Origin of the sequence: Streptomyces sp. NPDC012935, from assembly GCF_042900345.1 — a bacterium.
Classification (GTDB): domain Bacteria; phylum Actinomycetota; class Actinomycetes; order Streptomycetales; family Streptomycetaceae; genus Streptomyces.
In genome coordinates this window covers 277,249-292,304 of record NZ_JBIBBC010000005.1, presented here as the reverse complement: position 1 = coordinate 292,304, position 15,056 = coordinate 277,249, and the positions used below count along the sequence as shown (strand labels likewise).

At 70.9% G+C, this 15,056-nt stretch carries 9 protein-coding genes; 4 read left to right on the top strand and 5 right to left on the bottom strand.

From position 1 onward, the window contains the following. Positions 1-23: 23 nt before the first annotated feature. From ACFY5C_RS15515 to ACFY5C_RS15505, 3 genes are all read right to left on the bottom strand, one after another. On the bottom strand, positions 24-1,253 hold the full coding sequence (locus tag ACFY5C_RS15515; protein ID WP_389444578.1) for a branched-chain amino acid ABC transporter substrate-binding protein: 1,230 nt from the start codon (positions 1,251-1,253) through the stop codon (positions 24-26). Between the two features lie 724 nt (positions 1,254-1,977). Next, positions 1,978-2,466: a hotdog fold thioesterase gene (locus ACFY5C_RS15510; protein WP_328428441.1), complete on the bottom strand. Its 489-nt coding sequence runs from the start codon at positions 2,464-2,466 to the stop codon at positions 1,978-1,980. Positions 2,467-2,513: 47 nt separating this feature from the next. After that, on the bottom strand, positions 2,514-4,793 hold the full coding sequence (locus ACFY5C_RS15505) for an FdhF/YdeP family oxidoreductase (RefSeq protein ID WP_389444577.1): 2,280 nt from the start codon (positions 4,791-4,793) through the stop codon (positions 2,514-2,516). A 204-nt stretch (positions 4,794-4,997) separates the two neighbouring features. Between ACFY5C_RS15505 and polA the strand changes: the two genes are divergently transcribed. Continuing rightward, positions 4,998-7,724, top strand: coding sequence for a DNA polymerase I (gene polA / locus ACFY5C_RS15500; RefSeq protein ID WP_389444576.1), 2,727 nt, complete (start codon positions 4,998-5,000; stop codon positions 7,722-7,724). Positions 7,725-8,305: 581 nt separating this feature from the next. Here polA and ACFY5C_RS15495 read toward each other — a convergent pair. Continuing rightward, positions 8,306-9,178, bottom strand: a complete 873-nt coding sequence (locus ACFY5C_RS15495; RefSeq protein ID WP_389444575.1) for a DUF4184 family protein — start codon at positions 9,176-9,178, stop codon at positions 8,306-8,308. 336 nt (positions 9,179-9,514) lie between these two features. Between ACFY5C_RS15495 and ACFY5C_RS15490 the strand changes: the two genes are divergently transcribed. From ACFY5C_RS15490 to ACFY5C_RS15480, 3 genes are all read left to right on the top strand, one after another. Next, a complete protein-coding gene (locus ACFY5C_RS15490; RefSeq protein WP_389444574.1) occupies positions 9,515-11,257 on the top strand; it encodes a lytic transglycosylase domain-containing protein in 1,743 nt (580 codons plus the stop codon). A gap of 178 nt (positions 11,258-11,435) precedes the next feature. Further along, the gene (locus ACFY5C_RS15485) at positions 11,436-11,570 is read left to right on the top strand and encodes an SPW_0924 family protein (protein ID WP_389444573.1); all 135 of its coding nucleotides are present in this window, start codon (positions 11,436-11,438) and stop codon (positions 11,568-11,570) included. Between the two features lie 25 nt (positions 11,571-11,595). Then, on the top strand, positions 11,596-12,588 hold the full coding sequence (locus ACFY5C_RS15480) for a DUF3068 domain-containing protein (protein ID WP_389444572.1): 993 nt from the start codon (positions 11,596-11,598) through the stop codon (positions 12,586-12,588). Here ACFY5C_RS15480 and hrpB read toward each other — a convergent pair. Continuing rightward, positions 12,578-15,055, bottom strand: coding sequence for an ATP-dependent helicase HrpB (gene hrpB, locus ACFY5C_RS15475; protein ID WP_389444571.1), 2,478 nt, complete (start codon positions 15,053-15,055; stop codon positions 12,578-12,580). The two genes, ACFY5C_RS15480 and hrpB, sit on opposite strands and share 11 nt — an antisense overlap. Position 15,056 lies beyond the last annotated feature (1 nt).

The window sequence follows — 15,056 nt, the reverse complement described above, 5'->3', positions numbered from 1 at the left end:
GGTGCTCTTTACTCGTCCTCTGCTCAGCCCAGCTTGGGCTCGCCGCTGAACTCGGGCGCCCACGCGTTGCTCTTGACCTTGTACGCGGTCATCGTGTGGTTCGTGGTGTCACCGAACTCGTCGAAGGAGATGGTGCCGGTGACGCCGTCGAACTTGACCTTCGACATGGCGTCCAGGACAGCCTTGCGGCCGTCGGACGGGACCTTGCCGTCGTTGCCCTCGACCGCCAGCTTGACGGCCTCGATGATCGACCAGGTGGCGTCGTAGGTGAGGCCGCCGTACGCCTCGTAGGCGTCCTCGTAGCCCGCTGCCTCGTAGTCCTTGATGAACGCCTTGGCGGAGTCGAGCTGCTCGACCGGCTTGCCCACGGAGGTGGCGAGGTCGCCCTCGGCCTTCTTGTTCAGCTTCGGGAACTCGCCGGAGTAGATGCCGTCGCCGCCCATGAGCGGGATCTTCTGGCCGCTGTCCTTGAGCTGCTGGCTCAGCGGGCCGGCGGCCGGGTACTCGCCGCCGTAGTACAGGGCTTCGGCGCCGGTCTTCTTGATCTTGGCGACCACGGCGTTGAAGTCACGGTCGTCGGGGTTGATGTGGTCGGTGCCGACGATCTGGCCGCCGAACTTGGTGAAGTTCGCCTTGAAGGACGCGGCGAGGCCGGCGCCGTAGGTCTTCTGGTCGTCGATCAGGTAGACCTTCTTGAGCTTCGCCTGGTTGTACAGGTAGTCGGCGGCGAAGGCGCCCTGGATCTCGTCCGTGGTGGCCGTACGGAAGAACGTCTTGAACTGGCGGACCGAGTCGCCGGTCTTCCAGCCGTCGCCCTGGGTCAGCTCGGTGCCCGTGTTGGCGGGGGAGACCTGGGTCAGGCCGGCGTCGTTGAGCGGCTTCTGCATCTGCTGCGAGACGCTGGAGTTCAGCGGGCCGACGACGCCGAGGACGTCCTTGTTGCTGATGAACTTCTGGGCGTTCTGCTGGCCGACGGACGGCTGCGCCTGGTCGTCGAGAGCCTCGATCTTGAACTCGACGCCCTTGACGTACTCCTTCTTGTTGGCCGTCTTGGCGGCCAGGTCGGCGGAGTTCTTGATGCCGAGGCCGAGCGCCGACAGGTCGCCGGTCAGCGGGGCGTCGACACCGATCACCACAGTGGTCTTGTCGCCGTTGCTGCTGCCGCCGTCGTCGTCACGCGACCCACAAGCCGTGAGAGTCAGCGATCCCGCCGCAAGCGCGGCGGTTATGGCGATGATCGAACGTTGACGCACGAATCAGGTCCTTTCCCTGGCACGGCGGCCCCCCATGGAACTCGCCGAGTCGAGCGCTGGGTCGAAGTGAGTTCGAATCCGATGGCGCCGTGACTGGCCGTGACTCTAAGCGCGGGTGGGGAACATGGAGGAGGCTCTGACCAAGGCTGTGACGCTCTTGTTATGACACGGGGTAACGCAGAGCGGTGCTCCGTGGGGGGAAGAGTGGATTTCCGGCCGATTCGCCCTGTCCACATAGTGAGAACTTGCAGCGTTCGCGCGTAGCACCTTCACGAGTGTTCACGCGTTTTGGTGATTACCAGGATCGTTGCCGAAGGCTACCCAAGGGTCTCTGCGGACGTGTGGGAAGGGTGCGCGGTGCGGGAGAAGTGGGGGTCTGTATTGCAGTCGTATTACGCAGAGTTACAGCCGGGAAAGTCGGTCGGAGTTCTTCGGCTGTTTTCGTGTACGGGGCACGAAAATGGAATTGCGCATTGCCCGGCTCACCGCTTTCGGTCGTCAACCCGGCGGCCGAGAGCGGGAGTCCGGGCACTGCCCCGCTCCCGGGGGCCCCTCCCGACGTCATGCCTCGACGTTAGGCCGCCGGGCGTCCGGGTTCAATGGCGGGGTGGCGCAAGGGTGTTGCGTACGGGGCGGAATCACGCCGGGGAGCGCCGCCGCCGGGCGCGGCGGCAAAGGGCGTTGCCCTCAAGGGAGTTGCCGCAAGAGGGCCACCTGGGTCGGCTCAGCCCATCGCCCGGAGCTGTTCGCCGTCGCTCGGGTTCACGTCCCGCAGCAGGCAGGTCAGCCGGGCGCTGCACACCCGCCGCCCGGCCTCGTCGCTGATCACGATCTCGTACGTCGCCGTCGAGCGGCCCCGGTGCAGGGGTGTGGCCACGCCGGTGACGAGGCCGGCACGGGCGCCGCGGTGGTGGGTGCAGTTGAGGTCGACGCCGACGGCGATCTTGGAGCTGCCGGCGTGCAGCATCGAGCCCACCGACCCGAGCGTCTCGGCGAGCACCGCGGACGCGCCGCCGTGCAGCAGTCCGTACGGCTGGGTGTTCCCCTCCACCGGCATGGTCCCCACGACCCGCTCGGCGGACGCTTCCACTATCTGGACACCCATGCGCGTCCCGAGGTGCCCGGCGGAGAACAGGGCGGGCAGGTCGACGCCGAGCGCGGCGTACTCGTCGATGACCTCTTGCGGGAACTTCACGTGCTGCTGCTCGCCCATGGGGCCCGGCTCCGTTCGTCGTGATCTGGCGTCGACTGAGCAAACGCTCAGTCGGTCGCCGATTGTTCCAGACGTACGATCACGGACTTGCTGGCCGGGGTGTTGCTGGTGTCCGCGGTGGCATCCAGCGGGACGAGGACATTGGTCTCGGGGTAGTACGCGGCCGCGCAGCCCCGGGCCGTCGGATAGTGGACGACACGGAAGCCGGGCGCCCGCCGCTCGACGCCGTCCTTCCACTCGCTCACCAGGTCGACGTACGAGCCGTCGGCGATGTTCAGCCGCTGCGCGTCCTCGGGGTTGATCATCACGACCCGGCGGCCGTTCGTGATGCCCCGGTAGCGGTCGTCGAGGCCGTAGATCGTGGTGTTGTACTGGTCGTGCGACCGCAGGGTCTGCAGCAGCAGCCGCCCCTCGGGCACCGTCGGGTACTCGATCGGAGCCGCCGTGAAGTTGGCCTTGCCCGTTGCCGTCGGGAAGCGGCGCTCGTCGCGCGGGGCGTGGGGGAGCGTGAAGCCGCCGGGGTGGGCCACGCGCGCGTTGAAGTCCTCGAAGCCCGGGATCACGCGGGCGATACGGTCCCGGATCGTCGCGTAGTCCTTCTCGAACTCCTCCCAGGGGGTGGCGCTGCTCTCGCCCAGCACGCGGCGTGCCAGGCGGCACACGATCGCCGGCTCCGACAGCAGATGCGCGCTCGCGGGCTCCAGGCGGCCCCGGGACGCGTGCACCATGCCCATGGAGTCCTCGACGGTCACGAACTGCTCGCCGCTGCCCTGGAGGTCGCGCTCGGTCCGGCCGAGGGTGGGCAGGATCAGCGCACGCGCGCCCGTGACGGCGTGCGAGCGGTTGAGCTTCGTCGACACGTGCACGGTGAGGCGGGCGCGCCGCATGGCTGCCTCGGTGACGTCGGTGTCCGGGGTCGCGGAGACGAAGTTGCCACCCATGGCGAAGAAGACCTTCGCCTCGCCGTCGCGCAGGGCGCGGATGGCCCGCACGACGTCGTAACCGTGCTCGCGCGGGGGCGCGAACCCGAACTCCTTCTCCAGGGCGTCCAGGAAGGCCGGGGCGGGCCGCTCGAAGATGCCCATCGTGCGGTCGCCCTGCACGTTCGAGTGGCCGCGTACCGGGCACACGCCCGCGCCCGGGCGGCCGATGTTGCCGCGCAGCAGAAGGAAGTTGACGACCTCGCGGATGGTGGGCACGGAGTGCTTGTGCTGGGTGAGGCCCATGGCCCAGCAGACGATGGTGCGCTGCGAGGCGAGGACCATGGCCATGGCCTCCTCGATCTCCGCGCGCGTGAGGCCGGTCGCCGTCAGGGTCTCGTCCCAGTCGGCGGCGCGGGCGGTCGCGGCGAACTCCTCGTAGCCGTGGGTGTGTTCGCGGACGAAGTCCTCGTCGACGGCGCCCTGCGTTTCCAGGATGAGCTTGTTGAGGAGGCGGAACAGGGCCTGGTCGCCGCCGATGCGGATCTGCAGGAACAGGTCGGTGAGGGCGGCGCCCTTGAGCATGCCCTGCGGGGTCTGCGGGTTCTTGAAGCGCTCCAGGCCGGCCTCGGGCAGCGGATTGACGCTGATGATCTTCGCGCCGTTGGCCTTGGCCTTCTCCAGGGCGGAGAGCATGCGCGGGTGGTTCGTCCCCGGATTCTGCCCGGCGACGATGATCAGGTCGGCCTTGTAGAGGTCCTCCAGCAGGACGCTGCCCTTGCCGATGCCGATGGTCTCGTTCAGCGCCGACCCGGAGGACTCGTGGCACATGTTCGAGCAGTCCGGCAGGTTGTTGGTGCCGAGCTCGCGCGCGAAGAGCTGATAGAGGAACGCGGCCTCGTTGCTGGTGCGTCCCGAGGTGTAGAAGACCGCCTCGTCGGCGGAGCCGAGGGCGGTGATCTCCTCGCCGATGATGTCGAAGGCGCGCTCCCAGGTCACCGGCTCGTAGTGCGTGCCCCCTTCGGGGAGGTACACGGGGTGCGTGAGCCGCCCCTGCTGGCCCAGCCAGTAACCGCTCCTCATCGCGAGGTCGGCGACGGGGTGCGCGGCGAAGAACTCCGGGGTGACCCGGCGCAGGGTGGCCTCCTCGGCCACCGCCTTCGCGCCGTTCTCACAGAACTCCGCCTTGTGTCGGTGGTCCGGCTCCGGCCATGCGCAGCCCGGGCAGTCGAAGCCGTTCTTCTGGTTGACGTTCAGCAGCGTCAGCATGGTGCGCTTCACGCCCATCTGCTGCTGCGCGATCCGCAAGGTGTGCCCGATGGCCGGCAGCCCCGCCGCCGCATGCTTCGGCTCGGCGACCTGGGGCGCGTCCTGAACCGGATCACCCTTGGGCGGCTTGGTGGCCATCGCGCGCTCTCCTTTGTGTACACGTGTGAGGTACATCTCCGATCCTCGCACGCGGGACCGACAACGGGGGTGGGGGCCCGGCACCCGTATTCCCCTCTCCGCCCGCTACGTGAACCCCTGCCCGCCCGCTACGTGAACCCCGGCCCGGGGGCCGCACCCCCCGGTGGGGACCGACTGTCAGTGGGGCGTGGCAGGATCGGGGACGTGGCAGAGACAGCATCGAAGCAGACCGAGACCAACCCCGGCGGCAGCCGGCCCCGCCTGATGCTCATGGACGGGCACTCGCTGGCCTACCGTGCGTTCTTCGCGCTGCCCGCGGAGAACTTCACGACCGCGACGGGCCAGCCGACGAACGCGATCTACGGCTTCGCGTCGATGCTGGCCAACACGCTGCGCGACGAGGCGCCCACGCACTTCGCGGTGGCCTTCGACGTGTCCCGCAAGACCTGGCGCTCCGCGGAGTTCACGGAGTACAAGGCGAACCGCTCCAAGACCCCGGACGAGTTCAAGGGGCAGGTCGAGCTGATCGGCGAGCTGCTCGACGCGATGCGCGTCTCGCGGTTCGCCGTCGACGGCTTCGAGGCCGACGACGTGATCGCCACGCTCGCCACCCAGGCCGAGGCCGAAGGCTTCGAGGTGCTGATCGTCACCGGCGACCGGGACTCCTTCCAGCTGGTCAGCGAGCACACGACGGTGCTGTATCCGACCAAGGGCGTCTCCGAGCTGACCCGCTTCACCCCGGAGAAGGTCTTCGAGAAGTACGCATTGACGCCCGCCCAGTACCCCGACTTCGCGGCCCTGCGCGGCGACCCGTCCGACAACCTGCCGGGCATCCCCGGCGTCGGCGAGAAGACGGCGGCGAAGTGGATCAACCAGTTCGGTTCGTTCGCCGAGCTGGTCGAGCGCGTCGAGGAGGTCAAGGGCAAGGCCGGACAGAACCTGCGCGACCACCTGGAGTCGGTCAAGCTCAATCGCCGCCTGACCGAGCTGGAGCGCAACGTCGAGCTGCCCAAGACCGTCGCCGATGTCGCGCGCGTGCCGTACGACCGCAAGGCCGTCGCGATGATCCTGGACACCCTGGAGATCCGTAACCCGTCCCTGCGCGAGCGCCTCTTCGGCGTCGACCCAGGTGCCGAGGAGGCCGAGGCCACGCCGATCTCGACCGAGGGCGTGGAGCTGGACGGCGCCGTGCTCGGCACCGGCCGACTGGCCCCCTGGCTGGCGGAGCACGGCGGCGAGCCGCTGGGCGTGGCCACCGTCGACACCTGGGCGCTCGGCACCGGCTCGGTCGCCGAGGTCGCCCTCGCCGCGGCCGACGGCGCGGCCGGCTGGTTCGACCCGTCGCAGCTGGACGAGGCCGACGAGAAGGCCTTCACCGCCTGGCTGGCCGACGCCGACAGGCCGAAGATCTTCCACAACGCCAAGGGCGCGATGCGGGTCTTCGCCGAGCACGGCTGGAGCATCGCCGGTGTGCGCATGGACACCGCACTCGCCGCCTACCTCGTCAAGCCGGGCCGCCGCTCCTTCGACCTGGACGCGCTGTCCCTGGAGTACCTGCACCGCGAGCTGGCCCCCGCCGCCGCGGCTGACGGCCAGCTGGCCTTCGGCACGGACGAGGGCGCCGAGGCCGAGGCCCTGATGATCCAGGCCCGCGCCGTCCTCGACCTGGGCGAGGCCTTCGAGAGCCGTCTGGAGGAGGTCGGCGCCGCGGACCTGCTCCGCGACATGGAGCTGCCGACCTCCGCCCTGCTGGCCCGCATGGAGCGGCACGGCATCGCGGCCGACCGGGCGCACCTGGAGGCCATGGAGCAGATGTTCGCGGGCGCTGTGCAGCAGGCCGTGAAGGAGGCGCACGCGGCGGCCGGGCACGAGTTCAACCTGGGCTCGCCCAAGCAACTCCAGGAGGTCCTCTTCGGCGAACTCGCCCTGCCCAAGACGAAGAAGACGAAGACGGGCTACACGACGGACGCCGACGCCCTGGCGTGGCTCGCCACCCAGACCGACAACGAACTGCCGGTCATCATGCTCCGCCACCGCGAGCAGGCGAAGCTCCGCGTCACCGTCGAGGGCCTGATCAAGACGATCGCGGCGGACGGCCGTATCCACACGACCTTCAACCAGACGGTCGCGGCCACCGGCCGCCTCTCCTCGACCGACCCGAACCTGCAGAACATCCCGGTGCGCACCGACGAGGGCAGGGCGATCCGCCGGGGCTTCGTCGTCGGCGAGGGCTTCGAGTCCCTGATGACCGCGGACTACAGCCAGATCGAGCTGCGCGTGATGGCGCACCTCTCCGAGGACGAGGGCCTCATCGAGGCGTTCACCTCGGGCGAGGACCTGCACACCACGGCCGCCTCGCAGGTGTTCGCCGTGGAGCCCGCCGCGGTGGACGCGGAGATGCGCCGCAAGATCAAGGCGATGTCGTACGGCCTGGCCTACGGGCTGTCGGCCTTCGGCCTCTCCCAGCAGCTGAACATCGACGCCGGTGAGGCCCGCGCGCTGATGGACGCCTACTTCGAGCGCTTCGGCGGCGTCCGGGACTACCTGCGCCGCGCCGTCGACGAGGCGCGGGCGACGGGCTACACGGCGACGCTCTTCGGCCGCCGCCGCTACCTCCCCGATCTCAACAGCGACAACCGCCAGCGCCGCGAGGCGGCCGAGCGCATGGCCCTCAACGCGCCCATCCAGGGCACGGCGGCGGACATCGTCAAGATCGCCATGCTCAACGTCGACCGGGCCCTGCGCGAGGAGAACCTCACCTCCCGCATGCTCCTCCAGGTCCACGACGAAATCGTCCTGGAAATCGCCCCGGGCGAGCGCCGGACCGCCGAGGAACTGGTCCGCCGGGAAATGTCCAACGCCGTCCACCTCAACGTCCCCCTGGGCGTCTCGGTGGGCGCGGGCCCGGACTGGGAGTCGGCGGCCCACTAGTCGCCGCCGCAGGCCCTCCCGTCAATGCCGGGCAGATTGGCATCCTGCCCGGCACCCGGTGGCGCTTTGGAGGGACGGACCCACAACGCGCCCCAAAGGGGCGCGGGGAACTGCGCGACCAGCCACGAACGACCCGCAGCCCCGGGCGGGCCGCAACCAGGCAGACGTGCAGGCCCCCCACAAGCGACCCGCAGCCCCGAGAACCACCGCAACCCGGCAATCACCAGGGGGCCCGGCCCAACCCCCGGAGGGACCCGTCACTCGCGTGGCCCCCGCAAAAGCGCTCCCCCCACCCGGCTCCCGTAAGGATGCGGGCATGGGTATACGCACGCTCAACCGCCGGACGGCCCCGGCACCGGCGAACGCGAACACCGAAGACGTCCCCACAGCGCGGCCCTCGGTCCCACCCTTCGCCTCCGGCGCAAGCACCGCCCGCATCCCCGCCGACCTGCTGGCAGCTCTGCGGCACAGGGCGACAACCCTCCGCGGCTACCTGGCCCTCGCCCGCACCGCACTCCCACGCCGCCGCCCCGGCAGTCGGGGCCGTACCGTCACCGTGTTCGTCGCGACGGCCGAGACCGTCACCGAGCCCCCGGACGGCTCGGCTCCCGACCGGCCCCATCCGCATCCGCATCCGCATCCGAACTGCCAGGGCCCCGGACCGGACGCCACACCCTGACGCCGACGGCGTACAGCACCAGTCCCAGAACGAGCCCCGCGCCCGCTCCGAAGCACAACGTGGGAATCAGCTCCCAGTACTTCGCGGTGGACCCCCAGTAGGCCCACCAGCGCGACGCCCGCTGCACGGCCGCAACTGCGGCACACCCGCCGATCACCACAGCGGCCCACCACCGGTCCCGCACCGAAAGCACCGGAACGCCGACCGGTGCGACGGCAGCGGTCCGCCGTAGCGCCACGATCACGAACGCGGCGATGACGACCGCGGCGACCGCCGAACCGCCGTACTGCAGATACCAGTACAGCGGCGATCCCGCGATCTCCTCGCCCAGGACGGGGAAGAGCCGCATGCCCCAGCGGTCGAGATGGGTGAACGCGTCCCACACGACATGCGTCAGCGAGCCGAGGACGGCCGAGACGTACCAGCGCAGCGCCGACGACGGCCGTACGCGCGCGCGTGGCGCCCCGCAGCGCACCAGCGTGGCCGGCCGCGCCTGTCGCCGAGGCGGCAGAAGAGCCACCAGTGGCTCACGCACCAGGAGCCACAGGCCCACCAGCGCCCAGGCGACCACCACATCGACGGTGAACACGCCCGCGAACGAGTGCGTGACATCGCCGAACTTCATCGCCTCCGGCAGGGCACTCGCCACGTAATAGGTCATGTCGGGAGAGAACGACCCCGCCACCACCGCGGCGGGTACAAGTGCGAGGCGACCGGTTCCGTCGGTGCGTATGCCGGGCAGTACGGCCGCCGCGTGGCTGAGCGTGAACGGCAACGGGGCTCCTCGTGCGGGGTGTTGGCGGGGCTGGTCGGCCGGGGGCGTCGGCGAAGCCAGTATGAGGGACATCCGACGGACAGACCGCACGTGGCCAACCGGTAAAAATCGGGCACCAACGGGTGCCCCCGCAAAGGAAGTTGTCGTAGTGTCGCCTGGGTCACCGCGCCGTGGGCATGCGGTCGAACAGATGAACAGCGACTAAAAGCGTGCCGCGAGGGCAACTGTCGCGGCGAGTCGATCGTCACAACAGGGGCGGGCTCGGCACGGCGAGCCCGGCCGGCAGACCGGCAGGCAGAGTCGGGCGCCCGGGCGTCCACGGGAGGGGTCCATTTCATGGCGGCGCAATTCGGCAGGCTCCGCAAGGGGGCGGTGAACACCACGGTGGCCGCGGTCGTGGTCGCGGCACTGGCCGCGTCCCAGGCTCCGGGAGTGACGACCGACGACGCCGGCAGACGGGTCACCACCGGCACCCAGCCCTCCCCGGACACACCCGCCGAGGACAGCGCGACCGGCAACTCGCCGTACTACACGGACCTGCCGCCGCTCAACAGCCCCAACCCCTCGCCGTCCGCCGACAGCTCCGTCGACCCGGGCGTCACCGAGGCGGGCATCCCCGCGACCGTCCTCGACGCGTACAAGAGGGCCCAGGCCGCGCTCCAGCAGGCCAAGCCCGGCTGCAACCTCCCCTGGGAGCTCCTCGCCGCGATCGGCAAGGTCGAGTCGGGCCAGGCCCGCGGCGGCCGCGTCAACGCCGAGGGCACCACGATCTCCCCGATCCTCGGCCCGCAGCTCAACGGCAACGGCTTCGCGAACATCAGCGACACGGACAACGGCGCCTACGACGGGGACAGCTCGTACGACCGTGCCGTCGGCCCCATGCAGTTCATCCCCTCCACCTGGGAGTGGGCCGGCCGTGACGGCAACGGCGACGGCAAGAAGGACCCCAACAACATCTACGACGCCGCGCTCGCCGCCGGCCACTACCTGTGCCGGTTCGGCTGGGACCTGTCCACCCAGGGCGACCTCGACCGCGCGATCCTCAGCTACAACAACTCGCAGGACTACCTCAACCTCGTCATGAGGTGGCTGGAGTACTACCGCAAGGGCACGCACGAGATCCCGGACGGCACCGGCACCCTCCCGTCGGACCGCAGCGACGACACGGCGGGCGCGAGCCCCACGCCGACTCGGCCCACGACGCCCGGCACGCCGACGACGAAACCGACGACGCCGAGCAGCCCCGAGCCGGGCGGCGACCACGGCTCGACCAGCCCCAAGCCGCCCCCGGGCACCACCCCGCCGAGCACGACGCCTCCCACGCCCACCGACACGGTGGACCACCTGGAGGACGCGGGGACCGCGAAGCTCACCGCGATGGCCGGCGACACCTTCACCGAGAAGATCGGCACCCGCGCCGAGACGAAGGCCGGCAAGGCCGTCGCCAAGGTCCGGGTCCGCTTCACGATCATCGGCGCCACCGACGCCGCCTTCAGCACCGGCGAGAAGTACGCGACCGTCCTCACCAACAGCGCCGGCGAGGCGACCGCGCCCGCGCTCAGGGCGGGCGAGGACACCGGCGACTTCGTGGTCCGCGCCACCGTCGTCGGCCGCATGGTCGCCGGCCTCGACTACGCGGCCACCGTCACCGAGCGCGCCGCCGACGCCCTGACCCGCACCAGCGAGACCGCGCTGATCTGCACGCCCGGCGGCGAGTTCGCCGAGCAGGTCGAGGTCAAGGCGACCTACAAGGAATCCGTGGCGGACAAGGTCGCGGCCACCGCCACGCTCATCAAGTCGGCGGACGACCCGGCCGAGAACGACAAGGGCCCCTACTTCAAGGACGCCGACGGCAAGGCCGTACGCACCCTGACCGGCCTGACGACGGACGCGAAGGGTCTGCTCAAACTGCCGAAGCTGTACGCCGACGACACCACCGGCACGTTCCTGCTCCGCATCAACACGGCGGGCGGCGCCACGCTGACCGTCGAGCTGAAGGTGGCGGCCGCCGAGACGTCACCCAGCCCGACGCCGTCGGAGTCGGCGTCCGGATCGGCATCGCCGAGCCCGAGCGCGTAAGCACCGCAGAGCCCACCGAAGGGCGCCCCTCCGCCACGGCGGACGGGGGCGCCCTTTGTTCATGCCCTTTGTTCACGCGCTTGTGCACGCGCTTGTTCATGCGCGCAACGTGTTCTCATCTCGCCCGCCCGTTGCTACGGTGCCGAACCTGACGCTGTATCAGATTCGGGAGGCCGGTATGCGTGCCCTGATCGCCGCCGCGACCGGTCTCGTCGCCGCGCTCGCCCTGGCCCTCGCGATGACCGCGATGGGGTCACCGGCGGGTGAGACATCCCCCAAGCCGCTGCTGACGACGGTGCCCACACACCCGTAACCGCCCGTCCGGGAGGGAGGCCGAGATGCGCCGCAAGGCCGGCCTGGTCCTGCTCGCCCTCGCCGTGTTCTTCGCGGCGCTGTCCCCGCTGCTGCGCTGGTACGCCTTCCCGCGCCTGGCCAAGATCCCGGCCGATCAGTACCAGGACATGGTCCTCGAGGCGAAGGACGCGACCCTCCTCGACTACGGCACGATGACGGCCCGCAAGGTCTCCAAGGTCACCATCGTGCAGACGCTCAAGGGCAACGTCGAAGCCTCGGAGAAGATCGAGAAGACGGCCGGCAAGGACGTGGTGGTCTGGGACGGCCTGTCCTACGTCGTCGGCCCCGACGGCAAGATGGTCTCCAAGATCCCCGAGCGCTACATCTTCGACGCCCACACCCAGGAACCCGTCCACGCCACCGGGGAGATGGTCGACGGCGACCCGGTCAAGCGGCAGGGCATCGAGTTCAAGTGGCCCTTCCTGACGGAGAAACGGGACTACGAGTACTTCGACGCGCAGGCCCGTATCACCGCGCCCATCCACTACAAGGGCACCCAGAACTTCCGCGGCGTCGAGGTCTACTACTTCGAGCAGACCATCCCGTGGACCAAGGTCAGGTTCCCCAAGACCATGCCGGTCGAGGGCATCACCCCGGAGTCGGTCGCCAAGACCGGCACGACCCGCTGGTACACCACCGTCCGCAAGTTCTGGGTCGAACCGCTCACCGGAGCGCCCGTCTACGGCGAGGAGATCCACAAGGAGGAGCTGCGCGGCGGCACCCTGCTCGGGGACCGGGACAAGGTGACGGCGTTCGCCGGGCACGTGAAGATGCGCGAGGACTACATCGCCTCCACGGTGGACCTGGTCAAGTCCAACCGCACGCTGGTCCTGCTGCTGACGTCGTATCTCCCCTGGGGCTTCCTGACCCTGGGCCTGCTGCTCCTGGCGCTGTCCCTCTACCTGGAGGCACGCGGCCGCCGCCCCGGCGACCCGGAACCGACGAAGGACACCGAACCGGAGCCGGTCAGCGCCTGAGCCTGGCGTTCGTGTGCCGGGTCGGCTCCGCGGAGGCGGGGTCCTCGGGCCACGGATGCTTCGGATACCGGCCGCGCAACTCCGCCCGTACGCCCTTGTAGCCGTCCCGCCAGAAGGAGGCGAGGTCGGCGGTGACGGCGGCGGGCCGGCCGGCGGGGGAGAGCAGGTGGACCAGGAGCGGCACACCGGCGACGGACGGCGACTCGTGCAGTCCGAACATCTCCTGCAACTTCACGGCGAGGACGGGCTGTTCCGGGTTGCCGTAGTCGATCCGGATTCTGGACCCACTGGGTACGGCCATCCGCTCGGGCGCCAGCTCGTCGAGCCGCCCGGCCTCACCGGAGGCCCACGGCAACAGCCTGGTGAGCGCCTGCCCGGCGTCGATACGCGCCAGATCGGCCCGCCGCCGCGCCCGGCTCAGCTCGGGCTCCAGCCACTCGTCCACGCGCGCGTGCAGCGCGTCGTCGCAGACGTCGGGCCAGGGCGCACCGAGGTGGAGATGGAGGAAAGCGAGCCGCTGCCGCAGTACGCCGGCGTCGGGCGACCACCGCAACAGGCCGAGCCCCTCCTGCCGCAGCCCCTGCAGGAGCGCATCGCGTACGAGTACGGGGTCGGCGTCCCGCAAGGGCCGCACCGCGAGCTCGATCGCCCCGAGCCGCTCGACCCGGCGGGCGACGACGTCCCCGTCGCCCCAGTGGACCTCCTGGCTCTCGGAGTACAGCGAGGCCGCCGCGGAACGGGCCATGTCCTCGTCCGCCACGGCGGCGAGCTGCACGCGCGCGTGCCCCTTGCCGACGGGACGGTCCGCGACGGCCACGGCGATCCACGGGGCACCTCGCAGCGGGCTGCCGGCACCGAGTTCGGCGCGGGTGCCGGAGGCCATGAGGTAGGAACCGCCGTCGGCCTTGGCCACCCGCTCGGGGAAGGCGAGAGCGGCGACGAGACCCGCGGTGCGGTCGTCCACGCTCTGCGCGGCCGAGGTCTCGCTGTTCGCCCGCAGACGCCCCACCTCCGCCCGCCAGCGCCCCGCATAGGCGTCACCGCCACGCCGAGCCGCCCGCAGAGCGGCAGCCAGGTCGTCCCCGTACTCCCTCGGAGCCTCCTCGCTCAGCAGCGCGACCGCCTCGGCACCCGCGCCGGACGTGTCCAGGAGCGCCCGGCCCAGTCGGGGATGCAGCCCCAGCCGGGACAGCGCAGCGCCGCGCGCGGTGGCCCGCCCGTCGGAGTCCACCGCACCGATGGCCGTCAGCACGCTCCTCGCCGCCGCCATCGCCCCACTCGGCGGCGGATCCAGCAACGCCAGCCCGGTCGCCTCCGGATCGCCCCAGCACGCCGCCTGCAACGCGAACGCCGTCAGGTCGGCCACCTTGATCTCCGGCGACGGGAACCGCGGCAGCCGCACGTCCTCCGCCTCCGCCCAGCACCGGTACACCGCACCCGGTGCCTCACGCCCGGCCCGCCCCGCCCGCTGCCGGCCTGCCGCCTGCGAGGCCCGGACCGTCGTGAGCGCGCTCAGCCCACGCGCGTGATCGACCCGCGGCTCCCGCGCCAGCCCGGAGTCGACGACCACACGCACGCCGGGCACCGTCAGCGACGACTCCGCGACGGACGTCGCCAGCACCACCCGGCGCCGCTCCGAGCCGGTCAGCACCGCGTCCTGCACGGCCGCCGGGGCCCGACCGTGCACCTGCAGGACCTCGACGTCCCCGAGATCCCCCAGCTGCCCGGCCACCCGCGCGATCTCGCCGACACCCGGCAGGAAACACAGCACGTCCCCCGCCCGCTCGGCCAGCGCCCGCCGGACCGTCGACGCCACGTGCGTCAGCAGCGCCGGGTCGACCCGCATGCCGTGCGGGGGCCGTACGGGACGCGTCGGCGGTGCCCACACCACCTCCACGGGGTGCGCGACGCCCTCCGCCGCCACCACCGGCGCGTCGCCCAGCAGCCGAGCCCACCCCTGCGCGTCCGTCGTCGCGGACGCGGCCACCAGCCGCAGCTCAGGCCGCAGCGCCTGACGGACGTCCCACAGGAACGCCGCCACCGTGTCCGCGTCCAGATGCCGCTCGTGGCACTCGTCGAGCACCACCACGTCGACGCCCGCCAGCTCCTGGTCGCGCTGCAAACGCTGCAACAGCACACCGGTCGTGACGACCTCCACGCGTGCGTGGCGCCCGACGACCCGTTCGCCCCGCACGGTGTAACCGATGCCCTCGCCGACCTTCTCGCCGAGCAGCCACGCCATCCGCCGTGCGGCGGCCCGGGCCGCGATCCGGCGTGGCTCGGCCACGACGACGCGCCGCGCCGGTCCCTGGCCGAGCAGCCCGGCCAGCACCAGCGGCACCAGGGTGGTCTTGCCGGTGCCGGGCGGCGCGACGAGCACCGCGGTGCCGTGCGTGTCCAGGGCGTCGTTCAGACCGGGCAGGGCGCTGCGTACGGGCAGCGCGTCCAGTGCGTCGTAACGGATCACG